Annotated in this window: 19 protein-coding genes; 10 read left to right on the forward strand and 9 right to left on the reverse strand. The window is 64.2% G+C overall.

All coding sequences use genetic code 11. From position 1 onward, the window contains the following. Nucleotides 1-24: 24 nt before the first annotated feature. From ACPJW8_RS00550 to ACPJW8_RS00560, 3 genes are all read right to left on the reverse strand, one after another. On the reverse strand, nt 25-1479 hold the full coding sequence (locus ACPJW8_RS00550; RefSeq protein WP_425256490.1) for a glyceraldehyde-3-phosphate dehydrogenase: 1455 nt from the start codon (nt 1477-1479) through the stop codon (nt 25-27). 113 nt (nt 1480-1592) lie between these two features. Continuing rightward, nucleotides 1593-1817 carry a hypothetical protein gene (locus ACPJW8_RS00555; protein WP_330188083.1) on the reverse strand — a complete coding sequence of 75 codons (225 nt, stop codon included), beginning with the start codon at nt 1815-1817 and terminating at the stop codon, nt 1593-1595. A 157-nt stretch (nt 1818-1974) separates the two neighbouring features. After that, entirely contained in the window at nt 1975-3816 is a 1842-nt protein-coding gene (locus ACPJW8_RS00560) for a glycoside hydrolase family 15 protein (protein ID WP_330188082.1), read from the reverse strand. A gap of 435 nt (nt 3817-4251) precedes the next feature. Between ACPJW8_RS00560 and ACPJW8_RS00565 the strand changes: the two genes are divergently transcribed. After that, a complete protein-coding gene (locus ACPJW8_RS00565; RefSeq protein WP_330188081.1) occupies nt 4252-5061 on the forward strand; it encodes an IclR family transcriptional regulator in 810 nt (269 codons plus the stop codon). Nucleotides 5062-5142: 81 nt separating this feature from the next. On the opposite strand, the gene ACPJW8_RS00570 is transcribed toward ACPJW8_RS00565, so the two are convergent. Continuing rightward, the gene (locus tag ACPJW8_RS00570; RefSeq protein WP_330188080.1) at nt 5143-6075 is read right to left on the reverse strand and encodes a LysR family transcriptional regulator; all 933 of its coding nucleotides are present in this window, start codon (nt 6073-6075) and stop codon (nt 5143-5145) included. 161 nt (nt 6076-6236) lie between these two features. Between ACPJW8_RS00570 and ACPJW8_RS00575 the strand changes: the two genes are divergently transcribed. The 7 genes from ACPJW8_RS00575 (at nt 6237) to ACPJW8_RS00605 (ending at nt 16922) form a co-directional block, all read left to right on the forward strand. Beyond that, nucleotides 6237-7538, forward strand: coding sequence for an aromatic ring-hydroxylating dioxygenase subunit alpha (locus tag ACPJW8_RS00575; protein ID WP_330188079.1), 1302 nt, complete (start codon nt 6237-6239; stop codon nt 7536-7538). Continuing rightward, the gene (locus tag ACPJW8_RS00580; RefSeq protein ID WP_330188078.1) at nt 7535-8956 is read left to right on the forward strand and encodes a ferredoxin reductase; all 1422 of its coding nucleotides are present in this window, start codon (nt 7535-7537) and stop codon (nt 8954-8956) included. Before ACPJW8_RS00575 ends, ACPJW8_RS00580 begins: the two co-directional genes overlap by 4 nt. 79 nt (nt 8957-9035) lie before the next feature. Continuing rightward, on the forward strand, nt 9036-10253 hold the full coding sequence (gene fdhA, locus ACPJW8_RS00585) for a formaldehyde dehydrogenase, glutathione-independent (RefSeq protein ID WP_330188077.1): 1218 nt from the start codon (nt 9036-9038) through the stop codon (nt 10251-10253). 45 nt (nt 10254-10298) lie between these two features. Next, a complete protein-coding gene (locus tag ACPJW8_RS00590; protein WP_425256385.1) occupies nt 10299-11186 on the forward strand; it encodes a GNAT family N-acetyltransferase in 888 nt (295 codons plus the stop codon). Nucleotides 11187-11519: 333 nt separating this feature from the next. Next, nucleotides 11520-13436: a BCCT family transporter gene (locus ACPJW8_RS00595; protein ID WP_330188075.1), complete on the forward strand. Its 1917-nt coding sequence runs from the start codon at nt 11520-11522 to the stop codon at nt 13434-13436. Next, nucleotides 13433-14380 carry a formyltetrahydrofolate deformylase gene (purU, locus tag ACPJW8_RS00600; protein WP_330188074.1) on the forward strand — a complete coding sequence of 316 codons (948 nt, stop codon included), beginning with the start codon at nt 13433-13435 and terminating at the stop codon, nt 14378-14380. Before ACPJW8_RS00595 ends, purU begins: the two co-directional genes overlap by 4 nt. A 34-nt stretch (nt 14381-14414) precedes the next feature. Next, nucleotides 14415-16922: an FAD-dependent oxidoreductase gene (locus ACPJW8_RS00605; RefSeq protein ID WP_330188073.1), complete on the forward strand. Its 2508-nt coding sequence runs from the start codon at nt 14415-14417 to the stop codon at nt 16920-16922. Between the two features lie 202 nt (nt 16923-17124). Here ACPJW8_RS00605 and ACPJW8_RS00610 read toward each other — a convergent pair whose 3' ends face one another. From ACPJW8_RS00610 to ACPJW8_RS00620, 3 genes are read right to left on the reverse strand one after another with little or no spacing between them, the layout of a single operon-like run. Continuing rightward, nucleotides 17125-19482, reverse strand: a complete 2358-nt coding sequence (locus ACPJW8_RS00610) for an FdhF/YdeP family oxidoreductase (protein WP_330188072.1) — start codon at nt 19480-19482, stop codon at nt 17125-17127. 26 nt (nt 19483-19508) lie between these two features. Beyond that, the gene (locus ACPJW8_RS00615; RefSeq protein WP_330188097.1) at nt 19509-20141 is read right to left on the reverse strand and encodes an MBL fold metallo-hydrolase; all 633 of its coding nucleotides are present in this window, start codon (nt 20139-20141) and stop codon (nt 19509-19511) included. After that, nucleotides 20138-21241 (reverse strand): S-(hydroxymethyl)mycothiol dehydrogenase, encoded by a 1104-nt coding sequence (locus ACPJW8_RS00620; protein WP_330188071.1) that lies wholly within the window; start codon nt 21239-21241, stop codon nt 20138-20140. The genes ACPJW8_RS00615 and ACPJW8_RS00620 overlap by 4 nt, the downstream gene beginning before the upstream one ends. 191 nt (nt 21242-21432) lie before the next feature. On the opposite strand from ACPJW8_RS00620, the gene ACPJW8_RS00625 reads away from it, so the two are divergent. Both ACPJW8_RS00625 and ACPJW8_RS00630 read left to right on the forward strand, forming a co-directional pair. Next, the gene (locus ACPJW8_RS00625) at nt 21433-22374 is read left to right on the forward strand and encodes a carbohydrate kinase (RefSeq protein ID WP_330188070.1); all 942 of its coding nucleotides are present in this window, start codon (nt 21433-21435) and stop codon (nt 22372-22374) included. Nucleotides 22375-22743: 369 nt separating this feature from the next. Continuing rightward, complete coding sequence (locus ACPJW8_RS00630; protein ID WP_330188069.1) at nt 22744-23505, forward strand: GAP family protein; 762 nt, start codon at nt 22744-22746, stop codon at nt 23503-23505. A 166-nt stretch (nt 23506-23671) separates the two neighbouring features. On the opposite strand, the gene nhaA is transcribed toward ACPJW8_RS00630, so the two are convergent. Both nhaA and bcp read right to left on the reverse strand, forming a co-directional pair. Next, the gene (gene nhaA / locus ACPJW8_RS00635; RefSeq protein WP_330188068.1) at nt 23672-25015 is read right to left on the reverse strand and encodes a Na+/H+ antiporter NhaA; all 1344 of its coding nucleotides are present in this window, start codon (nt 25013-25015) and stop codon (nt 23672-23674) included. Nucleotides 25016-25216: 201 nt separating this feature from the next. Beyond that, nucleotides 25217-25723: a thioredoxin-dependent thiol peroxidase gene (bcp, locus tag ACPJW8_RS00640; protein ID WP_330188067.1), complete on the reverse strand. Its 507-nt coding sequence runs from the start codon at nt 25721-25723 to the stop codon at nt 25217-25219. Between the last annotated feature and the right edge of the window lie 35 nt (nt 25724-25758).

Genomic DNA, 25758 nt, shown 5'->3' on the forward strand with positions numbered 1-25758 from the left:
CCGTCCGGCCGGGAGCAGTTGGAGTTAACCCACGGCGGCGGCCAGCACGGACATGGCTTCCTCAACCACATTGGTGGCCGGGAAGGATGGCCGCTTCATGCCGGACATTTCTTCCATGACGCGGACAACCTGGCAGCTGTAGCCGAACTCGTTGTCGTACCAGACGTAGAGGACCAGGTTCTTATCGTTGGAGATGGTGGCCAGGCCATCGACGATGCCGGTACGGCTGGATCCTACGAAGTCGGTGGAGACCACTTCGGGGGAGTCGATGTAGTCGATCTGCTTGCGCAGGTCCGAGTGCAGGGACATCTGGCGCAGGAAGTCGTTGACCTCCTCCTTGGTGGTGCCGTTTTCCAGGCTGAGGTTCAGGATGGCCAGCGAAACGTCCGGCGTGGGGACGCGGATGGAGCTGCCGGTGAGCTTGCCCTGCAGTTCCGGAAGGGCCTTGGCCACGGCCGTGGCGGCACCGGTCTCGGTGATGACCATGTTCAGCGCGGCCGAACGTCCGCGGCGGTCACCCTTGTGGAAGTTGTCGATCAGGTTCTGGTCGTTGGTGAACGAGTGCACCGTTTCCACATGCCCGTGGATCACGCCGAACTTGTCGTTGATCGCCTTGAGCACCGGGGTGATGGCGTTGGTGGTGCAGGAAGCCGCGGACACAATCCGGTCGGTGTCCTCGATGCTGCCGTGGTTGATGCCGTGCACGATGTTCTTCAGGGCGCCCTTGCCCGGTGCGGTCAGCAGGACCCGGGCCACGCCCTTGCTCTGCAGGTGCTGGGAGAGGCCTTCAGCGTCGCGCCAGCGGCCGGTGTTGTCCACCACCAGGGCGTCCTTGATGCCGTAGGCGGTGTAGTCAATGGTGGCGGGGTTGTCCGAGTAGATGACCTGGACCTGGACGCCATTGGCGGTGATGGTGTTGGCTTCCTCGTCAATGCGGATGGTGCCTTCGAAGGAACCATGCACGGAGTCGCGGCGCAGGAGGCTGGCGCGCTTGGAGAGGTCCTTGTCGGAGCCGCGGCGGACCACAATGGCGCGCAGCCGCAGGCCGTGGCCACCGCCTGCCTTTTCAATCAGGAGACGGGCCAGCAGCCGGCCAATGCGGCCAAAACCGTACAGCACGACGTCGGTGCTGGTGCGGTCATCTGCCCCGCGTTTGCCAACAACCTCGGCAAGCTCGGCCCTGAGGAATTCCTCGAGGCTGGCGCCGTTACCTTCGGCCTTGAACTTCTGGTTCAACCGGGCGATGTCGATCGCAGCAGCCCCCAGGTCCAGCCCGGCGAGGGTATCGAGCAGCGGAGCGGTTTCCTCCAGCAGCAACTCGTCCTTGCTCATCCGGCGCGCGAAACGGTGCGCCTTGAGGATGTTCATCGTGGAGTTATTCACCAGGCTCCGGCCATGGATGCTGGTGACCACGTTGTTTTCGCGGTACAGCCTGCCGATCACGGGAATCATGGCCTCGGCAAGGGCCTCCCGGCGCATCCAGGTATCAAGGTGGGAATCTGAGGGTTGTAGCATCGGCGCTGCCTTTCCAAGGGGTAAGGTCTGTTTGAGTTTCAGCTTCCTGATACTTCAGGAATTTGACGGGGGCTCGCTTAGCCCGTGCTGCCATGCTGCTGTGGCCCAATCAGATCCTTACGGCTGCTGCCCGTACCGGGTGCGCACATCCGGCTGCCCGGCCGCAGCAACCTGGAGATGGTTGCCAGCTGCTCTTCGCAGATGCCGGCGGGGGTCTCGGCAATCTTCCTCAGGACAAAGGAGATGTTGCTGACGTTGGCTTCCCCGGTTAGTTTCGGGGCGGGGTGCGTCATGCCAGTCATTTCAATTCTCCTCCTCCAACGGTGGGCCTGATATCCATCGTCCAGTTATTCCAGGGGAGGGGAAACGCTAATTCGGGATGGTTCTAACAACCCTTTGGGATAGGTCCGGCGTAAAGAATGCCGCCGGTTCGGGAACCGGCGCCTACTCCGGGACCGGCTACTCCGATGACGCGTCGTCGGGCTGCAGCGAGTCGACAGCGAGGCTGAGGCGGTCCACCCCGTGCATGGCATCGGCCGCCCGGACCAGGGTCAAGTGTGAGAATGCCTGCGGATAGTTGCCCGCCATCCGCCGTTCGTCCGATGCGTACTCTTCGCTCAGCAGGCCAAGCTCGTTGGCAAGCCCCACGAGTTTGTCCATAAGAGTCTTTGCCTCGACCTGCCGGCCCGTCCGCGCATACTGCTCGACGAGCCAGAAAGAGCAGGCCAGGAACGGATGTTCACCCGGTTCCAGTCCGTCGACACCGCTCTCAGTCCGGTACCGCAGCAACAGGCCGTCGTCGGTCAGGAGTTCTTCTTCCAGCCGTGCGACTGTTCCGAGCATGTGCTCGTCGTTATAGGGCAGGAATCCCACCTGCGGCATCACGAGGAGCGCAGCATCGGTTTGACTTCCGCCATAGGTCTGCGTGAAGGAGCCAATCTTCCGGTCGAACCCCTCGCGCATGATCTCTTCACGCAACCGGTCACGGAGTTTCTCCCACTTCGCGGCATCTCCAGGTAATCCGTGGATCCTTACCGCGCGGATCCCGCTGTTGAAGGCGGCCCACATCATTACCCGGGAGTGGGTGAAGTATTGGGCCTCGCCGCGCATCTCCCACAGGCCAAAGTCCTTGTCATCGAAGTGCTTTTCGACGAATCCCAGGAGTGCCCGCTGAAGGGCCCATGAAAAATGGTCTTCTTTGCCACCAGCCATACGAAGTCTTTCCAGTGCCACCATCACTTCGCCGACAACATCCGCCTGGAACTGGGAAACGGCGGCATTTCCAATGCGGACAGGCGTGGAGTCCGCGTAACCGGGGAGGTGGCTGAGCTCGCGTTCAGGGAGTTCGCGCTCGCCGCCGACTCCGTACATGATCTGCATTTGCTCGGGGTCGCCGGCCAGTGCCCGAAGGAGCCAGTTGCGCCACTGAAGTGCCTCCGTTTCGTAGCCGTGGGTCAGCATCGACTCCAGTGTCAGGGCTGCGTCCCGCAACCAGCAGTACCGGTAGTCCCAGTTCCGCGGTCCGCCGAAATCCTCGGGGAGGGAAGTGGTGGGCGCTGCGACAATGCCCCCTGTTTCAAGGTGCGTCAGGGCACGCAGCACTAACAAAGAACGCTTTACCGCCTCCCCGTAAGTGCCGTCCTGCCGGCAATGGCTTCCCCAGCGGGTCCAATATTCGACAGCTTCTTCAAGGGCGGCATCAATGTCGGTTGCCGGTGGAAGGGGGCGGTGCGAGGGGAACCACGTCAGTTCGAAGTCGATCGTCTCGCCCTCGGACACAAGGAATGCTCCCTCGTGCCCGTGCGCGTGGGCCTGCGGAAGGTAGGGTCCCCGCAGTGCGAGGGCATCAGGACCTGCCATGGCCAACAGGACCGGTGCGGCGGTCGGCCCGCCGTCCCGGACCCGGCTCACCCAAGGCAATACGGTTGAATATCCAGGCCGGATCCGAAGTTCCTGCTGCATCTCCACGCTGCCCGCCAACCCGGTCACACGGCGGACCAGCGAGGAACCACTATCTCCCAGCGGCATGAAATCGGTAACCAGGACACTTCCGCTGGCCGTCTTCCAGGTGGTCTGGAGCACGAAGGTGGAGTCGATGTAGTGCCGGTCGACGACAACAGCGCCTGGTTCGCTGGGAGCCAACAGCCAACGGCCGTGCTCGTCGGTGCCTATGAGCCGGCTAAACACGGATGGTGAGTCAAAGCGGGGGAAGCAGAGCCAGTCCACACTGCCGTCCCGGGAGATGAGCGGCCCGGTTTGGAGATCCGAAAGCAACGCATAATCCTCGATGAGTGCAGCCATGCTCCACACCTTTCCACATTTAGGTTCGCTGCTGTAGGCGCGCGCTGGGTGCGATCGCGTGCGTCGTAACAGGTCCACCACCCAAAAGTGTAGTCAGGACCATCAGAAAACAGGATTATCGCTGCCCGTTGACTTCGGAAAGATGGTTATCCACAGCAAGTGCCCCAGTCCACCCCGTGAAACCTTCACGGCCAGCAAGAAAGACAGATCGTCATGACACGCGAAGAAGCCTACGCAAAATGCCCATCGGATTCGTACGTTGAATTTTATGGCGGCGAGTGGCTCGTAGTCCCGTTTGCGCCTGTCGAACAGCCTGCCTTTTTTATGTGCCTGCCAGGTATCCGCCAGTCTGTCAGCTAGCGCTGGCCTAGGATCGGAACTGTGAAGTAACCGGAGGGCTCCGCAGGTGCCTCGTTGCGCGTGGGAGTATGGATTATGGCTACGAACCTTGACCGTGAATCCGACGTCGATGCGGAATCAGGCCAGCATGGCGGCGTCCAATCAGTCGACCGGGCCCTCGCGGTCCTTGAGATCCTGGCCCGGGACGGCCATGCCGGCGTCAGCGACATCGCCGAGGAAATGGGGATCCATAAGTCCACCGTCTCCCGCCTCCTCGGCTCCCTGGTGGCCCGCGAAATCGTCCATCAGAACAGCGAACGCGGCAAATACCAGCTGGGATTCGGCATCCTGCGGCTGGCCAGCTCCATTCCCGGCCGGCTGAGCCTGGTGCGCGAAGCGCGGCCCGTGCTGGAATCCCTGGCCGACGAATACAAGGAGACGGTGAACCTGGCCGTGCTGCGGTCAAACTATGCCGTCAACGTGGACCAGGCCATGGGCCCCTCCACCCTCGCCACCTACGACTGGGTGGGTGGCCTCACGCCGCTGCACGCCACATCCAGCGGCAAAGTCCTCCTGGCAGCCCTCCCCGCGGACGAGCGCGACCGGATCCTCAAGGAGACAGGCCTGCCCGCCAGGACGCCCCGGACCATCACCAACCGGAAAAAGCTCGAAACCCAACTGCTGGACGTCGCCCGGCAGGGCTTCGGCGCAGTCAAGGAAGAATTCGAGATCGGACTCAACTCGATGTCCGTGCCGGTCTTCAACCACCTGGGCACCGTCATCGGCGCCGTCAGCATCTCCGGGCCGGCCTTCCGCTTTGATCCGGAAAACGAACCGGGGCTCCTGGACCGCCTTAAAGAGGCAGGCCTGGAGATCAGCACCCGGATGGGCTACACGCGCCGGTAGCCCATCCTGTAACCGGTAGCCCAGCCTGTAACCGGTGATCGAGCCTGTCGAGATCCGGTTTCGACGGGCTCAACCACCGGCTTAGAGGTCCTCTTCGAGCCGGGCGGTGAGGATCCTGTTGGCGTTGAACTGCAGGATGCCGAGTGCCTCCTGGATCAGTGGCGAGGCGATGCTGCCCCTGCGCACCGCAGCAACAATGCGCCGGGCGGGTTTCCCCTTGCCGGTAATACGTAGCCGCACCACGTTCTCGGCTCCGTGCAGGGGCGCCAGCCGCGGCAGGAGGCCCACGCCCAGCCCCGCACCCACGAATGCGATCTGGGTTTCCCATTCAACTGCCTCATGGGCGATCCTCGGCGTGACGCCGACTGCGGTGAATGCCGCGGTGAAGAGGGAATGGTAGGTGGAGCCGGCGGCCTCTGTGATCCAGGGTTCCGATGCCAGCTCCTCGAGCGTCACGGATTCGCGTGATGCCAGCGGATGGTCGCCGGGAATGATGACGTCCAGCGGATCGTCGAGCAGGAGTGTCTGCTCGAAGCGCGGATCATCCTCCCCGTATGTGTCGGACTGCATGGCGACTATGACGGCGAGATCGATCCGCTCCGCAACCAATAAATCGAAGCAGCGGGCCGGATTGGCTTCAAGGACCTGTACCTCCAGCAGGGGGCGTGTTGAGCGCAGGGTGGCGGCCAGTGGTGCAAGCAGCTGGGCTGCTGCAGTGGAGAACCCGCCGAGGCCAAAGTGGGACTGTACCTGGTCCCCGGCTTCCATGGCTGCGGCGCGCAGGCCCTCCCATTCGGCGATGAGGGGGTCCGATCCGGCCACGAGAAAGCGGCCGGTAGCCGTCAGCCGGACGCCCCTGCCGTCCTTTGTCAGCAGCTGCATTCCCAGTACGCGCTGAAGCTCCCGTAGCTGCGCGGAGACGGCTGAGGGGGAGTACCCGGTGAGCTCCGCGGTAGCCCCGATGGTGCCGCAACGGGCAAACACACGAAGCGTGATGAGCCTTGGATCGATCATGCAGCCATTATGCAGGGTTATCCTCAAAATCTTGCGCTTTTGTTGCACCGGAAGTGACCCTAATCTCATTGATTACAAGGTCTTCGATCACGCCGCTTGCACTCACGGCATCTGTGGTCGCCCCGCATCACCCATTTACCCCTGCCCCCGGGAGGAAACTTATGTCCGCTCCAGCCGTGCCCCTCAACTCACGGGGAAAAATCGCCTCATCATTGCCCGCCGAGCAGCTCGCGGAAATTTCCGGGCTGTTCGAGTTCCGGCGCAAGGGATATTCCCTCGATGCTCCCTTCTACACCGATTCCACGATCTTCAAGATCGACATGGAAGCGATCTTTGGCCAGCACTGGATCTATGCCGCAAGCACGGCCGAACTCCCGGAGCCGGGCGACTACGTCACCGTCGACTATGGTCCCTACTCCCTGATCGTCCTGCGTAATGACGACGGCGGTGTGAACGTCCTGCACAACGTCTGCCGTCACCGTGGTGCCCGCGTCCTGACCGAAACCACCGGGTCCACCGGAAACCTGGTCTGCGGCTACCACTCCTGGACTTACTCGCCTGAGGGCAACCTGATCCACGCCTCCGCGCCGGGTGAGGCGAAGTTCGACAAGAACTGCTTCGCCCTCAAGCGCGCCCACGGCCGCGAAGTCGCAGGGCTGATCTTCGTCTGCATCGCTGACGAACCGCCCACCGACTTCGACGAAACCTCAAAGATCTTCGAGCCCTACCTCGCGCCCCACGATCTGTCGAAGACCAAGATCGCTTACCAGCAGAACATCATCGAAGAGGGCAACTGGAAGCTCGTCATGGAGAACAACCGTGAGTGCTACCACTGCGATGGCCACCCGGAACTCGCCTGCTCCCTCTTCCCCACGTGGGGCCTGACTGAGGGCCTGATCCCCACGCACCTTGAGGAAGTATGGGACCGGAACAAGGAAGCGCAGGCCTCGCTCGAGGAGCGTTGCCGCCGCTACGGCCTTCCTTACGAGGTGGTCGAGGAGCTTGACACCCGCATTGCCGGCATCCGCATTTCCCGGGAATCGCTCGACGGAGAGGGTGAATCCTTCTCCGCCGATGGCCGCAGGCTCTCCAAGAAGCTGCTCGGCGACCTGCGGGACTTCCGCCTTGGCCGCTGCTCGATGCACCTTCAGCCCAACAGCTGGTTCCACTTCCTGGGCGATCACGTCATCACGTTCGGCGTTTTCCCCATCAACGAACACCAGTCACTGGTACGCACCACCTGGCTGGTGGCCGATGACGCCGTCGAAGGCGTCGATTATGACCTGGAGAAGCTCACCTACACCTGGAAGCAGACCAACCTGCAGGACAAGGCGTTCGTGGAGCTGTGCCAGACGGGTGCCGGCAGCCCGGCGTACGAGCCCGGCCCGTACATGAAGAGCGAATACCAGGTGGAGGCCTTCATCAACTGGTACGTACAGCGTGTGCAGGAGCACTTGGCATGATTGAACTCCTCACCGAAACTGACACGGCCATCCAGGAACCCCAGCGTATTCGCGGTCTTGAGATGCCGTGGAACAGGGTGATGGGCAGCAATGATGGACCTGCGGGCGCCGCCCGTGCGCTGGGTCCATGGCATCCGCAGGAGTTCATGGCTGAATGCGTGGAGACAGTTCCCGAAGCGGGCGGCATGATGACGTTCGTTTTCCGCCGCTGTGACGGTGCGCCCCTGGCGTTCCGTGCGGGCCAGTACGTCAACGTCGCCTTTCCCGTAAACGGCGAGGACCAGGATCCGGTGGACCGCAGCTACTCGCTGTCCAGTTCTCCAACGCAGCCGTGGACTTTCAACATCACGGTCAAGCGCGACGCCACGGGCCTGGTTTCACCGTGGGTGCATGAGAACGTCAAACCGGGCACCGTCCTGGAGATGCTGGGACCGGTGGGGGCATTCCACCTCCCCGACGCCGATCGGCGGGCGCGGTACCTCCTGCTGGCGGCCGGTGCGGGCATCACTCCCATCATGTCGATGGTGCGGACCATCCACTCCTTGCCCGGGACGGCTGATGTCACTGTGCTTTACCACGGTGCCGAAGCTGGAGGTTTTGGCTTCCACCGGGAACTGGCCTACATCGCCTCGGTGGATTCGCGTTTCAAGGTCTTCTACTCACTCGGTGACCGCAACAAGCCGGAGGGCTGGGAGGGACTGACCGGGCGGTTGACGGCGGCCATGCTTGAGGAGGTGGCCCCTGATGCCAACGGCCGCCAGGTTTATGCCTGTGGCCCCGAGGGGTACCTGAACACCGCTACCGAACTCCTTAACAAGGTCGGCGTCGACGACACGTCCATTTACATGGAATTCTTCTCCGGCGATCGCCAGACGCTCCTTGAATACCAGGCGGAGCTCGCGCACGCCGCGGACATCGCAGAGGAAATCGCAGAGGAAATCGCCGATTCGGCCGAGGACTACTTTGAAGGCCAGCCTGCGGCGTTCGGACTCTACGAGCCCGGCTACGACGCTGAAGGAACCCTTGAGGCCACCGGGCTGCCGCTGGAAGCGGTGGACCCGGAGGCGACCGAGTCAGAAGAGTACGACGGCGGTGCCAGCGCTGGGCAGGAGGCCGCCACCCCCGATGCCTCGAGCTTTGACACGGTGGGGACCGGAAGCCTCACGCTGTCTTTCATGCGCACCGGCGTCAACGTGCGGATCGATCCCACCGAACACATCCTCGAGGTGGCACAGCGCGCCGGCGTCAGGATCGGTGCGAACTGCAAGGAAGGCATGTGCGGTTCGTGCAAGATCGTCAAGCTTTCCGGTGAGGTCGACATGAACCACCAGGGCGGTATCCGGGCCCGGGAAATCGATGCAGGCAAGTTCCTGCCGTGCTGCTCCACCGCGCGCACCGACATGGTGATCGACGCCTAAGTCACAACAATCACCTCGCGGACAGTTGATGCGGGCAGCATCGCCGTGAGGGTACGAACGTCAACCAGAGGAGCCATCCATGTCAGGTAACAAAGCCGTTGCATACAAGGAACCGGGCGTCGTTGAAATCATCGATACCCCCTACCCCACGTTTGAACTGCAGGCAGGCCCCGGGGTCAATCCCATCAACGTCGGAAGGAAGGTCCCACACGGGGTCATCCTTCGCACCGTGAGCACCAACATCTGCGGCTCGGACCAGCACATGGTCCGCGGCCGCACGACTGCCCCGGCGGGCCTCGTCCTGGGGCACGAGATCACCGGCGAAGTCATCGAGACCGGGCCCGACGTCGAATTCATCAAGGTAGGAGACATTGTCTCTGTCCCCTTCAACATCTCCTGCGGACGCTGCCGGAACTGTAAGGAGGGCAAGACGGGGATCTGCCTGAACGTGAACCCGGACCGTCCGGGGTCCGCCTATGGATATGTCGACATGGGCGGTTGGGTAGGCGGGCAGGCGGAATACGTCCTGGTTCCCTACGCGGACTGGAACCTGCTGCGTTTCCCGGACCGGGACCAGGCACTGGAGAAGATCATGGACCTGACCATGCTCTCGGACATCCTCCCCACAGGTTTCCACGGGGCCGTCACGGCCGGAGTCGGCGTCGGGTCTACCGTCTATGTAGCCGGGGCCGGCCCGGTGGGGCTTGCCGCTGCGGCCAGTGCCCAGCTGCTGGGGGCCGCCGTGGTCATCGTGGGGGACCTCAATGAGGACCGCCTGGCCCAGGCCCGGTCCTTCGGCTGCGAAACCGTCAATGTGGCCAACGGTGACCCCGCTGACCAGATCGAGCAGATCCTCGGCGTCCGTGAGGTTGACGCCGGTATTGACGCTGTAGGTTTCGAGGCCCGCGGGCACGGACACGGCGCCCAGGAGGCGCCCGCTACGGTGCTCAATTCCCTGATGGACATCACCGCCGCCGGCGGATCCCTGGGCATCCCCGGCCTTTACGTCACCGGGGATCCGGGCGCCGCAGACGAGGCAGCCAAGAAGGGCAGCCTGTCCCTGTCCCTGGGCACCGGCTGGGCCAAGTCCCTCTCCTTCACCACCGGCCAGTGCCCGGTCATGAAGTACAACCGGCAGCTGATGATGGCGATCCTGCACGACAGGATCCACATTGCCAAGGCAGTCAACGCCAAGGCCATTTCGCTCGATGATGCCCCGCAGGGATACGCGGAGTTCGATGCCGGAGCCGCCACGAAGTATGTCCTGGACCCGAACGGCTACCTCAGCTACAACTAGGCGGCCGGGCGAGCCCGTAGAATCCGACCGAAGAGGGGAGGGTCGGTGGTGCTCGACGTGATTACGCCTGACGTCTCACGGCTCGTAGAGGTCGGCGAGACGCTTGCGCAATGGCAGGTGGACGGAGGCCCCGTCCACCTCCATCCTGGTGACCTTGGTTGGTACTCGCTGCGCGGCCCCGAGGAGACTGCATCATCCATGCGGATCTGGGCGGACGGTGCTACGCCGTCCGCCATCGGCCTTCTCGATGGCCCGCAGCTGCTTCGTCTGGCGATCGATCCGGCCCGACGGGACGATACCGGCCTTGCAGCGTGGATCGCAGACTCGGTCGAAGACCCTGAAGGTGGCGTGTTCGCCCCTGGCAGGGCGACTGTGGAGGCGCGGGGCGCTGGTGCCCTGACGCGGGCGTTGGGGCAAAAAGGCTGGCACGAGGACGAGCCGTGGATTCCATTGAGCTTGGATCTCTCCGCACCTGTCCAGCCTGCCACTGCCCGGATCGAGACGATTGGCGAGGACCGGGCCGGAGATTGGGTCAGCGTGCACTGGTCCGCGTTCCGTGGCACTGCGCTCGATGATGCTGCGAGGCAGACGTTCATCAACCGATGGCTGGCCATGACCTCCGGGCCCTTCGCGCCGGCATCGCGCCACCTCGTCGCGTTCGATCAGAACGGCGAGGCGGCCGCCGTGACAACTGTATGGTCTGCCGGAGCGGGGCGTCCGGGGCTCATCGAGCCCATGGGCGTGCACCAGGACCACCGTGGACGCGGTTATGGGGTAGAGATCACCCGCGCGGGAGCGGCCGTGCTGCGGGAGATGGGATCCTCCAGCGTCGTGGTGGCCGCCGAAGGAAGCAACCACGGCGCTCTGGCGACGTACCTTGCGGCCGGGTTCGTTCCTGCCGCACCTGTCGCGGACATGTCACGGGACGGCTAGGTTTTTCTGGGTGTTTCGGCCGCGTGAATTGCGGGTTACGCAATAGTTTCCGCGATAGGCAACAAACGCTCCCGAATCATCACTGCTGTTAAAGCGCGGTAAAAACCCGCGAAATAAACGATGAGTCTTCTGAAAATCCTTGACACGGACCTGTGACCCGAGCCACGCTGTTTCTTATTACGAGACGTGTTGCACTCTACGGAACAAAGTAATCAGGTCAGCGCAAGCTGCCAGTGATTGCTCAAGTCCAGGAAGCCCCCAACTTCCGCCCCGCCTGACTGTGGATGGCCAGGCATAGCGCCAGCCCCATGAATCCGAACCAAAGGACCAGACATGGCTTTGAACAACGACATCCTCCCGGATGCGAAACCTCCTGTTGAGCCGGAGGAGCCCACACTCGATCCTGCATTGGAGACCTCCTCCTTCTCCCACGAATCGCAGGACGCGGAGGACACCCAGCAGATCATGCAGGAACTCCGCCTGACCAAGTCCGAGCAGGCCGTGGCACACCGCCGGAACCGCAAGCTCACGCTCGACAAAGCCACTTTTGGCATCACCGGTTTCCTCGCCGTCGCCTTCGTGGCCTGGGGGTTCCTCAGCAGGGACAGCCTCGCCGAAGTTTCAACACAGGCGCTGGGCTGGGTCATGGAATACACCGGCTGGCTGTTTATGGTCCTCGCATCCCTCTTCGTGGTGTTCGTACTGTGGCTGGCGCTGGGCAAGTTCGGCAACATCCCGCTGGGCAAGGACGGGGAGAAGCCGGAATTCCGGACCATCTCCTGGATCTCCATGATGTTCGCCGCCGGCACCGGCATCGGCCTGATGTTCTACGGCGTAGCCGAACCGCTGTACCACTTCATTTCGCCACCGCCGGGAACCGTTGACGGGCAGACCCCGCAAGCAATCCAGACGGCCATGGCAACCTCGATCTTCCACTGGACCCTGCACCCGTGGGCGATGTATGCAGTGGTGGGTATCGCCATGGCCTACGGCACGTACCGGCTGGGCCGCCGCCAGCTCATCTCCGCCGCGTTCACTTCCCTTTTCGGACTGCGCGCCGTTGAGGGTCCGGTGGGCAAGTTCATCAACATCCTGGCCATCTTCGCTACCCTCTTCGGAACGGCCGCATCCCTTGGCCTGGGCGCCCTCCAGATCGGCAGCGGCCTGACTTCCAACGGCTGGGCCGGCGAGATCGGCACTCCTGTCCTGGTGCTCATCGTGGCTATCCTGACCTTCTGCTTTGTGGCCTCCGCAGTGTCCGGCGTGAGCCGCGGCATCCAGTGGCTCTCTAACATCAACATGGTCCTGGCCGTTGTGCTGGCACTCATCGTGTTCGTGGCCGGCCCCACGCTGTTCATCCTCAACCTCATCCCTTCGGCCGTGGGCGACTACATCCGGGACCTGGCTGCCATGTCTTCGCGCACCGAAGCCGTGGGCGACGAAGCACTGCGCGCCTGGATGTCCGGCTGGACCATCTTCTACTGGGCCTGGTGGATCTCCTGGACGCCCTTCGTCGGTTTGTTCATCGCCCGGATCAGCCGCGGCCGCACTATCCGCCAGTTCGTCACCGGAGTGATCCTGATCCCGAGCGTGGTCAGCATCATGTGGTTCGGCATCTTCGGCGGCAGCGCCATCCACTTCCAGCAGGAAGCAGCCAAGACCGGTAACCCGGACGGCGGCGTCGCGAAGATGGTTGATGGCGCCCCTGCTGTCGACTTCAACGGCAGCCTGTTCGAACTGATCAAAGTCCTGCCAATCCCGGGATGGGCCGTCGCAGCCGTGATCCTGCTGGCCATGCTGCTGATCACCATCTTCTTCATCACCAGCGGCGACTCCGCAGCCCTCGTTATGGGCTCGCTCAGCTCCAACGGCTCCAATGAACCCCGCCGCGGCCTGGTCGTCTTCTGGGGTGTCCTCACCGGCTCGGTGGCGGCCGTAATGCTGCTTGCCGGCGGTGACGAGCCATCCGAAGCACTTTCCGGCCTGCAACGCATCACCATCGTGGCGGCACTGCCCTTTGTGCTGGTCATGCTGGTGCTGTGTTTCGCCCTGGTCAAGGACCTGCGGCGGGACCCGCTGTCACTCCGACGGCGGCTGGCCGACTCCGTGGTTGAACGCGCCATCCGCAGCGGCGTCGAAGAGCACGGCGGAGTCCAGTTCGATCTTGTAACAAAACACCAATGCGACGAACACTGCAATGACGGGAAGGCCAGCCCTGCCGCCGACGCAAAGAAACAGGAGATCCAATGACCACTGTCCTTGAAGGCCGCCCTACCGGCGGCGCAACAGCCGAAGCCGGCGCCACCGGGAACTCCCGGAGCCTCGACGCCGCACAGTATGTCCTCACGCTCGCCTGCCCGGAGCGCCCGGGGATCGTCCGGGCCATCACCGGATTCCTGGCGGACCGCGGCTTCGACATCGTTGAACACCAGCAGTTTGATGACCACGTGAGCGGCAAGCTCTACCTCCGCACCGCGTTCACCCCGGGCACTGCCCCCGCAGAAGGAGGCAGTGAAGTCTCCGCCGAGGGCCTCAGCGCCGAATTCGAAGCCATTGCAGGTGAATTCGGCATGGAGTTCAGCATCCACGACAGCAGCCCCCAGCGGCTTCTGGTGATGGTGTCCAAGTTTGGCCACTGCCTCAACGACCTCATCTTCAGGTGGCGGGCCGGCAGCCTCGGTGCGGAGATCGCCGTCGTGGTTTCCAATCATGAAGACCTGCGTCCCATGGCGGAAGCCGCGGGCCTGCCCTTCATCCATGTTCCCGTCACCGCGGCCACCAAGCCTGAAGCCGAGGCCCGGCTGCTGGAACTTGTAGAGGAGTACCAGGCGGACCTGGTGGTCCTGGCCCGCTACATGCAGGTCCTCTCCGACGGCCTCTGCCGCTCACTGCGCGGCCGGGCCATCAACATCCACCATTCCTTCCTGCCCGGCTTCAAGGGCGCCAAGCCGTACCACCAGGCGTACGACCGCGGTGTGAAGCTGATCGGCGCCACCGCCCACTACGTCACTGCAGACCTGGACGAGGGGCCGATCATCGAGCAGGAGGTGTTCCGCGTGGACCACAGCCTGGATCCGAATGCCCTGGTCACCGTGGGCCGGGATGCCGAGTCCCAGGCCCTGTCCCGGGCCGTCCGCTGGCACTCCCAGCACCGGGTCCTTCTCAACAACACCCGCACCGTCGTCTTCCGCTAGTGAACGGCCGCCAGGCCAACAGGAGAAATTTTCAATGAGCGCATCACCACGCGTCGTTATCATCGGCGCCGGCATCGTAGGCACCAACCTTGCGGATGAACTGTCCAGCCGGGGCTGGAACAACATCACCGTCGTCGAACAGGGTCCGCTGGAACTTGCCGGCGGCTCCACCTCGCACGCCCCCGGCCTGGTGTTCCAGAACAACGGGTCCAAGACCATGGCCGAGTTCGCCACCTACACGGTCAACAAGTTCCTTTCCCTGACCAAGGACGGCCAGGCCTGCTTCAACCAGGTGGGCGGCCTGGAACTGGCCACCACACCCGAACGCCTGGCGGACCTCCACCGCAAGATGGGCGTGATGACCTCATGGGGCATCGAAAGCCGGATCATCGACGCCGATGAGTGCGAAAAGCACTACCCCCTGCTGAACACCGGAAAGCTTTCCGGCGGCCGCGAGGTCCTGGGTGGCCTGCTCATTCCGACCGACGGTCTGGCCCTGGCTGCCCGCGCCGTGCAGCTGCTGATCGAACGCTCCAGCGAGGCCGGAGTGGCCTACCGGGGCAACACCACCGTCACCGGAATCGCCCAGGAGGGCGGCAAGGTTACGGGTGTGGAAACGGACAACGGACTCATCGAGGCAGACATCGTGGTCTCCTGCGCCGGGTTCTGGGGACGTGAACTGGGCAAGATGGTGGGCCTGGAAGTGCCGCTGCTGCCGCTGGCGCACCAGTACGTGGTCAGCACCCCGCTGGCCGAGCTCGAGGGCGTCAACGAACTTCCCAAGGGCGCCACCAAGCCGATCCTGCGCTACCAGGACAAGGACCTGTACTACCGCGAATGGGGCAACCGCATTGGCATCGGCAGCTACGCGCACCGCCCCATGCCGGTGGACATGACCGCGCTGCCCAAGGTAGCCGCAGAGGACATGTCCGACCACCAGATGCCTTCCCGCCTGGACTTCACCCTTGAAGACTTCCTGCCGGCCTGGGAAGACAGCCAGGACCTGCTCCCGGCTCTTCGCAACACCGAGATCGAGGACGGCTTCAACGGCATCTTCTCCTTCACCCCGGACGGCGGCCCGCTGATCGGCGAGCACCCGGACCTCACCGGCTTCTTCGTGGCCGAGGCCGTGTGGGTGACGCACTCCGCCGGTGTGGCCAAGGCCGTTGCCGAGGTGCTCGTCGAGGGCCGCTCACGCACCGACCTGCACGGCACCGAACTGACCCGTTTCGAAAAGGTCCAGACCTCGGATGCGTACGTCTCCGAGACCTCCCAGCAGAACTTCGTGGAAATCTACGACATCCTGCACCCGCTGCAGCCCAGGGAATCCCCCCGGGATGTGCGCGTGAGCCCCTTCAACGTCCGCCAGAAGGAACTGGGGGCCTTCTTCCTGGAGTCCGCCGGCTGGGAGCGCCCGCACTGGTTTGAAGCCAACCGCGGCCTGCTCGAGGAAATGCCCGCCGAATGGCAGGCGCCGGAGCGCGAGTCCTGGGCCAACATGTTCCACTCTCCCATCTCCGCGGCAGAGGCATGGCGGACGCGTACCGCCGTCGGACTCTATGACATGACACCGCTGAAGCGGCTGCAGGTTGTGGGCCCCGGCGCCGAAGCGCTGCTGCACCGCCTCAGCACCGGAAACATCACCAAGAAGCCCGGCGCCGTCACCTACTGCCTCCTGCTGGAGCACGACGGCGGCATCCGCAGTGACGTGACAGTTGCCCGCCTTGAGCAGGAGAAGTTCCAGCTGGGCGTCAACAGCAACGTGGACTACGACTACCTGCGCGTGGAAGCCCGCAAGCAGTCGGCCGCAGATCCGTCCCAGTGGGCGCACGTCAGCGACATCACCGGCAGCACCTGCTGCATCGGCCTGTGGGGTCCGCTGGCCCGCGAAGTGATCGGCAAGCTCAGCAGCGATGACCTCAGCAACGATGGCCTGAAGTACTTCCGCACCAAGGAAATCTCCGTGGGCGGCATTCCCGTAAGCGCCTGGCGGCTGTCCTACGTGGGTGAACTCGGCTGGGAGCTCTACACCACCGCCGAGTACGGCCTGAAGCTGTGGGACCTGCTGTTCGAAGCCGGCCAGGAGTTCGGCATCGTCGCTGCCGGCCGTGGTGCGTTCAACAGCATGCGCCTGGAAAAGGGCTACCGGCTCTGGGGCACGGACATGAACACCGAGCACGATCCCTACCAGTCCGGCCTGGGCTTCTCCGTGGCCAAGGGCAAGGAAGGCTTCGTGGGTGCCGAGGCACTGGCCGTCCGCAAGGAAGAGCCGGTGGACAAGGTGCTGCGCTGCCTGACCATCGACGACGGAACCTCCGTGGTGCTGGGCAAGGAGCCGGTCCTGGTTGACGGCGTACCTGCCGGCTACGTCACCAGTGCCGCCTACGGCTTCTCAGTCCGCAAGCCGATCGCCTACGCCTGGCTGCCGTCCGCCCTGGACGTCGGGGATGCCGTGGAGATCGAGTACTTCGGCAACCGCATCGCAGCGACGGTCACGGCCGAGCCGCTGTTCGACCCCGGAATGGAACGCATCCGCGGGTAAGCCTCCCGGTGGTTGAGCCTGTCGAAACCGTCGAAACCGGATCTCGACAGGCTCGATCACCGCTTATCAACAAACGACGGCGACACTCCGCACATGCGGGGAGTCGCCGTCGTTTGTTGTTAAAAGGGGAAAGTGCGGGCGGCTTTGCGCCGGTTAGCTGCCGGCCGCCGGTGGCTGCGCGCGGGTAGCCACCGGCCGCCGGTCAGCTCACGGCCGTGGCCGGCTCGAGTTCCTCTCCGGCAACCTCGGCAGCCAATTCCCCGGTGTGCGGGAGGAACCGGACGAACATGGCCTTGAAGCCGGGCGTGTTGGATTCGCGGGCCACGTTGTCTTTGTGGACCAGGGCGTTGGCTTCGGGGAAGTACGCGGCGGCGCAGCCCTTGGCGGTGGGGTAGGCCACCAGCCGGAACTTGTCCGCCTGCCGGTCCTGGCCGCGGAAGGTACTGACGACGTCCACGAGGTCCCGGTCCGCGAAGCCCAGTTCGGCCAGGTCTTCAGGGTGTACCAGGATCACGCGGCGGCCGTTGGAGATGCCCCTGTAGCGGTCGTCGAGGCCGTAGAAGGTGGTGTTGTACTGGTCGTGGCTGCGGATGGTCTGCAGGACCAGGTGGCCGTCCGGCGGGGTCAGGTACTCGAGCGGGCTGACGGTGAAGCGGCCGCGTCCGATGTCCGTGGCGAACGAGCGGGTGTCCCGGGGCGGGTTGGGCAGCACAAAGCCGTTCTTGGTCCGCACACGGGCGTTGAAGTCCTCGAAGCCGGGCAGGACGCGGGCGATGTGGTCGCGGATGACGTCGTAGTCCTCGGCCATGGCCTTCCAGTTGACCGAGTGGTCCGGCCCGAAGGTGGCCTCTGCCATCCGCGCCACAATCACGGGCTCGGCCAGCAGGTGGTCGCTGACGGGTTCCAGCCGGCCCTGGGTGGTGTGCACCACGGACATGGAGTCCTCCACGGACAGGAACTGGGCGCCCTTGGGGTGCTTGGTGTCCTTGTCGGTCCGGCCGAGGGTGGGCAGGATCAGGGATGTGCGGCCGTGGACGATGTGGGAGCGGTTGGGCTTGGTGGAGATGTGCACGGTCAGTCCGATGCGCTGCATGCCCGCTTCCAGGGTTTCGGTGTCCGAGCAGGCGAGCGAGAAGTTGCCGCCCATGGACACAAACACGTCCACCTCGTCCCGTTCGAACGCTTCCATGGCTTCCACGGCGTCGTAGCCGTGGTGCCTGGGGGACTGGATCCCGAACTCCCGGTCCACTGCCTCCAGGAGCCATTCCTTCGGTTTTTCCCAGATGCCCATGGTCCTGTCGCCCTGGACGTTGGAGTGGCCGCGGACGGGGCACGCGCCGGCGCCGGGCTTGCCGAAGTTGCCCTGCAGCAGCAGGACGTTGACCATTTCCTTGATGGTGTCCACCGAGTGCGGCTGCTGGGTCACGCCCAGTGCCCAGCAGAAAATGCTGGCCTTGGACGCAATCAGCATCCCGGCCACCTTCTCGATCTGCTCACGGGACAGTCCTGTGGCCTTTTCGGTTTCCGCCCAGTCGAGTTCCTTGCGGGCTTCAACGTAGGCATCGAACCCGTCGGTCTGTGCGGCAATGAAGGAATGGTCGACGACGGTACCCGGGTTTTGTTCCTCGGCTGCCAGCAGGAGGTGGCCCAGGGCCTGGAACAGTGCCAGGTCACCGCCCACCTTGATCTGCAGGTACTCGTCCGCCAGGGGCGTGCCGCCACCCACCACGCCGGAGACGGTCTGCGGGTCCTTGAAGTTGAAGAGGCCGGCCTCGGGGAGCGGATTTACGGCCACTACCTTGCCGCCCTTGTCCTTGCATTCCTTGAGGGCGGAAAGCATGCGCGGGTGATTGGTGCCCGGGTTCTGTCCGACGACGAAGATGAGTTCGGCGTCGTGGATGTCGTCCAGGGAAACGGTGCCCTTGCCGATCCCGATGGTCGGGTTCAGTGCCGAGCCGGAGGACTCATGGCACATGTTGGAGCAGTCCGGGAGGTTGTTGGTTCCCAGGGCCCTGGCGAACAGCTGGTACATAAACGCTGTCTCGTTGGCGGTGCGCCCGGAGGTGTAGAAGACGCAGCGGTCCGGCGTTGTAGCGTTGATGCGCTCGCCGATCAGGTCGAACGCGGCGGCCCAGGAGATGGGCCGGTAGTGGGATTCGCCCTCGTGGATCACCACAGGTTCGCTGAGCCTGCCCTGGTTGCCCAGCCAGTACTCGGTCTTTTCGGAGAGCTCGGCAATGGAATGCTTCGCCCAGAACTCGGCACCCACGGTGCGCAGCGTTGCTTCCTCGGCCACGGCCTTGGCGCCGTTCTCGCAGAACTCGGCCGCCTTGCGCTTCTTGTCCGATTCCGGCCACGCGCAGCCGGGGCAGTCGAACCCGCCGCGCTGGTTGAGCCGCAGCAGCGACTGGGCGGTGCGGGGCACGCCGGCCTGCGCGACGGCGCGCTCCAGGGCCACCATCACCGCCTTGACCCCTGCTGCTTCGGTCTTGGGCTTGTGGACGGAGAGCTCGTCCTCGTTGATATCCGCGACGGGGGCGGGCTGTTTACCGAACTTCACTGTTCCAACTTTCTTAAGCGCTACTGCTAAACCTTAGCCAGGGTTTTTTGCTCGGCCCCAATGGTGGTGTCATCGCCGTGGCCGGTGCGGACCACTGTCTCCGGGGGCAGCACCAGGAGGCGCTCCCGGATGGAGGCGAGGATGGTGGGGTAGTCGCTGTAGGAGCGGCCGGTGGCACCGGGGCCGCCGGTGGCACCGGGGCCGCCGTTGAACAGCGTGTCCCCGGTGAACACCGTGCCTTCGCTTTCCAGGTAGAAGCACGTGGAGCCGGGGGAGTGGCCGGGCGTGTGGATGGCTTTCAAGGTGGAGCCGGCCACGTGGAAGGTGTCGCCGTCCGAAAGCTCCCGCTCCGGCCGGTCTCCGGGATATACCTGCTCCCACAGCATGAGGTCATCCGGGTGCAGGTAAATCGGCGCATCCACGGCGGCGGCCACCTCACGGGCTGCGCCGATGTGGTCGTTGTGCGCGTGCGTCAGCAGGATCGCCAGGACCTTGCGTCCGCGCACCTGGTTGATGATCGCAGCGGCGTCGTGCGGGGAGTCGATGACCACGCATTCCTCACTGTTCCCCACGATCCAGACGTTGTTGTCCACGTCCCAGGTGCCGCCGTCGAGCGAAAAAGTTCCTGAGGTGACCAGGTTCTCGATGCCCGCCATCAGAGTGCCGCCCCTGCCGGGAGTTCCACAACCGAGCGCAGCACCTTGCCCTCATGCATGCGGGCGAACGCTTCCTCCACCTGGTCGATGGTGATGCGTTCGGTGACGAAGGCGTCCAGGTCCAGGTTGCCCTGCTTGTAATGCTGCACCAGCATGGGGAAGTCGCGTGAGGGCAGGCAGTCGCCGTACCAGGAGGACTTCAGCGAACCGCCCCGGCCAAAAACATCCAGCAGCGGGAGCTCAAGCTTCATGTCCGGGGTAGGGACGCCCACCAGCACCACACGGCCGGCGAGGTCGCGGGCGTAAAAGGACTGCTTGTACGTTTCGGGGCGTCCGACGGCGTCAATCACCACGTCCGCTCCGTTGCCGCCGGTGAGGGCCCGGATGGCCTCAACAGGGTCTTCGGTGGAGGAATCGATGCCGTGTGTGGCACCCAGGGATTTGGCCATCTCCACCTTGTTGGCGTCGATGTCCACGGCGATGATCGTGGTGGCGCCGGCCAGCCTGGCACCTGCGATCGCCGCGATTCCCACGCCGCCGCAGCCGATCACGGCAACGGATTCGCCGCGCCTGACTTCACCGGTGTTGATCGCCGCGCCAATGCCTGCCATAACGCCGCAGCCGAGCAGCCCTACGGCGGCGGGATCGACGTCGGGATCCACCTTGGTGCACTGCCCGGCGGCAACCAGGGTTTTCTCGGCAAAAGCGCCGATTCCCAGGGCGGGGGAGAGCTCGGTGCCGTCCTCGAGCGTCATCTTCTGCGTGGCGTTGGCGGTGTTGAAGCAGTACTGCGGCTGGCCCTTGGCACATGCCCGGCACTGGCCGCACACGGCACGCCAGTTCAGGATCACCCGGTCACCCGGCACTACGTTGGTCACGCCTTCACCCACCGCACTGACCACACCCGTGGCCTCATGGCCCAGCAGGTACGGGAACTCATCCCCGATGCCGCCTTGCTTGTAGTGCAGGTCCGTGTGGCAAACGCCGCAGGTCAGGATGTCCACCAGGGCCTCGCCTGGTCCCGGATCCGGAACCAGGATGGTCTCCAGGGATGCCGGAGCGTTCTTTTCGCGGGCGATCACCGCCGTGACTTTGTGAACCATGAGTTTGAGTTCCTTTTCCTTGGCCCACCGGCCGGGCGGCAGATTTATCGATTTCTATTGCGTATTACACAACGAGGCGCGTATGACGCACCTACGAAATATCCCAGTCATCGTGTTCCGGTGTCAATAGATTTCCGGAGTGTGGCGCGTGAGCCCGGCGGTTTTTCGGGGCTGTCTGGCAGAGTATGACCATGCTGACTGTTATTGGCGAAGGCCTGGTGGACGTCGTCCAGAGCGCTTCGGGAATTGAAGCTCACGTCGGGGGCAGCCCGCTGAATGTGGCGGTGGGGCTGGCGCGGCTGGACCACCCGGTGCAGTTCCTGGGCCGCTACGGCCGGGATGCCTATGGCGACGCGGTGGTGGCCCACCTGCGCAGCAGTTCGGTGATGATGCCCCTGGCGCCGGATGAACTTCCCACCAGCGTGGCCACCGCAGTACTGGACGACGACGGCGCCGCCACCTACGCGTTCGACCTCACCTGGGAACTCCCCGGCCTGGTGCAGAGGCTGCCGTTCCTGCTGCAGGGAACAACTTTGCTCCACACCGGATCCATTGCCACCATGCTGGAGCCAGGCGCCGCGGAGGTGCTGGCCGCCGTCGAGCATGCCAGGCCCTTCGCCACCATCGGATTCGACCCCAACTGCCGCCCCAGCATCATCACGGACGTCGATTATGCGCGGGCGCAGGCGGAGAAGTTCGTGGCGGTGGCCGACGTCGTTAAGGCCTCCGACGAGGACCTTCAGTGGCTGTACCCCGGCGTCGACCCGCTGGATTCGGCACGGCATTGGCTGTCCCTGGGCGGATCCGCCGGGCCTGCCCTGGTGGTGGTGACCCGCGGTGCCGCCGGTCCCTGGGGTGTTTGCGCGGCCGGCGAGGCCCGGGTTCACGCTCCGTCCGTTGAAGTGGCGGACACGGTTGGCGCAGGCGATTCGTTTATGGCCGCGCTGCTCTCCGGCGTGGTGGACCGTGGCCTGGACGGGGCACAGAACCGGGACGCCCTGCATGCCCTGCCTGCTGAAGCGTTGGCTGAGTTGATTTCGCATGCCGCCCGCGCCGCCGCCGTCACGGTGTCGCGGCCGGGTGCCAACCCGCCGAGCCGCGCGGAACTGAACGCGGTCCCCCCGCCCAACTAGGTAGCACTAGGTGCCGCTTTGAGGGCCCATAACGGCACCTGCTGCCACCTAGTTTGGCGGTTCGCCCCGGGTTTCCGGGCGGCGCTCCACCATTCCTAGGCTTGTTCGTGATTCCTAACGTAGAAGCTTAGGAACCACGAACAAGCCTGGGATTCGTCACCGCCGGGGAGGTTGAAAATCTCCCGCACCCCCGGCCACCCTTCGGCCACTCTGGTGCGGTCTTACGACGGCGGTGCACGGGGATTCGGGGGCGCTGCTGGAAGGCATGGGGTAATCATGCTGCGGTGGCAGGGAGGTACGTGCCCGAAGCTGCCCGGAATACGCCTCAAGATCGAGGCCGGAGCCTGGTCTATGTGACAGGGTGGGTTCGTGAATCTGGATCTGATGGGGGCGGAACCTTTGACCGGCCTGGTGCTGCTGGGGGCATTGGCAGTGCTGGCGCTCATCGACTCGACGAGTTTTGGGACATTGCTTATCCCGGTCTGGTTGATGCTGGCGCCGGGCAGGCTCAGGTACAGCCGTGTCCTCATTTACCTGCTGACGGTGGCTCTTTTCTACCTGGTGCTGGGCGCCGTGCTGTTGACCATAGCAACTGCCTGGCTGCCGGAAATCGCAGCTTTTGCTTCCACCACGCCGTTCCTTTGGGCTCAGCTCATCGTCGGGGCGGGCCTGTTGATTGGCTCGTTTTTTATGGGCGGCAGACGTGCCAAGCGGCGCGGACCCGGTCGTCTTGCCCGGTGGCGGGAGCGGGCGGTCAGCGATGCCGGGTCCACCGACGGGCAGGGCAGCCTCGGGTCCCTGATGGCCCTGGGAGTCACTGCGGCCGGCGTCGAAGTGGCGTCAATGCTGCCGTATCTGCTGGCGATCGGCCTGCTGTCCACCTCGGAATTCACTGGGGGATCAGGGCTGCTGGTGCTGGTGGGTTACTGCGTTGTCATGGTCCTTCCGGCGCTGGTGCTGCTCCTTGCCCGTTCCCTGATGAGCGGCTGGATAGAGCGGGGCCTGGCCAGGATCAGCAGCTGGATGGAACGCAACGCTGCGGAAACCACTGCCTGGATCGTCGGGATCCTGGGCTTCCTGCTGGCCCGGTCGGCTGCCGTGGAACTCCAGCTTTTCGACCGGCTCCTCTAGCCGCACCCGGGGGTACTCGAAGCGGGTGGCGGTCACCCCGGTGCTTGTGCACGGTTCTGGTAGTTGACCCGACCCATTGGGCCGACAAAAAACTGGCTCGCAGCTAACGTCGCGAAATCGCGAATTGGGGACGTTAGCTGCGAGCCAGTTGGGTTTCGCTACGGGGTCAGGGGTTCCGGGACTCCTGCTGGTACACGTCCGGGATACCGTCCTGGTCGGCGTCAACGCGCTCTTCGGCTTCCGCCAGCCGGTAGATCCGGTTCCGCGCGGTAAGCACAATTGCGGCCAGGATAGCCGCAACCAGGGAGGCCGCCAGGATGCCCACCTTGGCGTGATCGTCCTGGAGCGTCCCGTGGCCGAAGCTGAGTTCAGCCACGAGCAGAGATACGGTAAAGCCGATTCCGGCGAGCAGCGACACACCGAAGATGTCGATCCAGCGCAACGACTTGTCCAGCTGTGCCCGGGTAAGTTTGGTCAGCAGCCACGTGGTTCCCAGGATGCCGATGGGCTTGCCGGCCACCAGCGCGATGATGATGCCCAGGGCAACCGGGTCCAGCAGGGCCGATGCCAGGCCGGAAAAACCACCCACCGCGACGCCGGCGGAGAAGAAGGCGAACAGCGGCACTGCCACACCGGTGGAGATGGGGCGGAAGCGGTGCTCGAAGGCTTCGGCCAGGCCGGGGCCGGCCGCAGGGCCGCCCGATGCCTGGGAGCGCAGCACCGGAATGGCGAAACCAAGCAGCACACCAGCCACCGTTGCGTGGATGCCGGAAGCGTGGATCAGCGCCCAGGTGGCGATGCCCAGGGGCAGAAGGATGAACCAGGCGGCGAGCAGCTTGGTGCCGAAGAAGCGGCGGTACTTCTGGGCCAGGAACGAGTAGATGCCGAGCGGGATCAGGGCCAGCAGCAGCGGGACAGGCTCAATGTGGTCCGTGTAGAAGACGGCGATGATGAGGATGGCAATGAGGTCGTCCACTACGGCCAGGGTGAGCAGGAAGATCCGCAGGGCGCTGGGCAGGTGGGAGCCGATGATCGCCAGGACCGCTACGGCAAAGGCGATGTCGGTTGCCGTGGGGATAGCCCAGCCGCGGATGGCGTCCGGATCGGAGAAGTTGATGGCTGTGAAGATGAGCGCCGGAACCACCACGCCGCCGGCTGCTGCGGCAATGGGAACCACGGATTTGCTGAACTGCCGGAGGTCTCCGGCCACGAATTCGCGCTTAAGCTCAAGGCCTACCAGGAAGAAGAAGATGGCCAGCAGGCCGTCCGCCGCCCAGGTTCCCAGGCTGAGGTTCAGGTGCCAGGGTTCGTAGCCGAACTTGAAGTCCCGGAGGGCGAAATAGCTTTCAGCCCAGGGCGAGTTTGCCCAGATGATGGCAATAACGGCGGCGGCAACCAGCACGGCTCCGCCCACGGTTTCCTTGCGAAGGATTGCGCCAATGCGCAGGGCCTCTGAGTAGCTGCCGCGGCCGAAAACGGTTGAACGGCGTGCAGGAGGGGTCTTGGCCATAAGGAATTCCTGATTCTTTGGGTCAACAAGGACTGTGCCGACCAGACTTCCCGGCTCACCACGTACAAGTCTACGGGACGCCGACGTCGAACCTTTCCTTGGGTGCCCGCCGCGCCCGCCGTTAACGCAAAAGTAGGTCGCAGTTGTTGCCCTTATGAACGGCTATAAGGGCAACAACTGCGACCTACTTGGGGGAGGGGGTTAGAGGCCCAGTTCCTCGCGCAGCGCAGCCACGTGGCCCTCCGCAGTGACTTGGTACTGCGCCAGCGTGACCTTCCCGTCGCCGTCGAGGACTACGGTGGAGCGCACAACGCCCTCCCGGACCTCGCCCTTGATCAGCTTTTCGCCCCAGGCGCCGTAGGCCAGCGCGACGGCGTGATCCTGGTCAGCGAGCAGCGGAAAGTTCAGCTCGAAATCGCCGGTGAACGAGGCCAGCGCTTCCGGGGCATCGGGGGAGATGCCCAGGACCTCGTAGCCCTTGCCCTGCAGGGAGGCCAGGTTGTCCCGGAAATCGCAGGCTTCGGTGGTGCAGCCGGGCGTGGCGGCCTTCGGGTAGAAGTACACGATCACGTTCTTGCCGCGGAAGGAGGACAACGAAACGGGCTTGCCGGACGCGTCAGGCAGGGTGAAGTCCGGGGCGGTGGTGCCGGGCTGAAGCCGCGAACTCACGGCCGAACCGGTGAGTCCGGCGTTTGAAGACGGGGTCATGATTGCTCCTTGATGGGTCTAAGCTCTGGCGCCGG

The sequence above is a fragment of the Pseudarthrobacter sp. J47 genome, assembly GCF_049810315.1.
Lineage (GTDB): Bacteria > Actinomycetota > Actinomycetes > Actinomycetales > Micrococcaceae > Arthrobacter.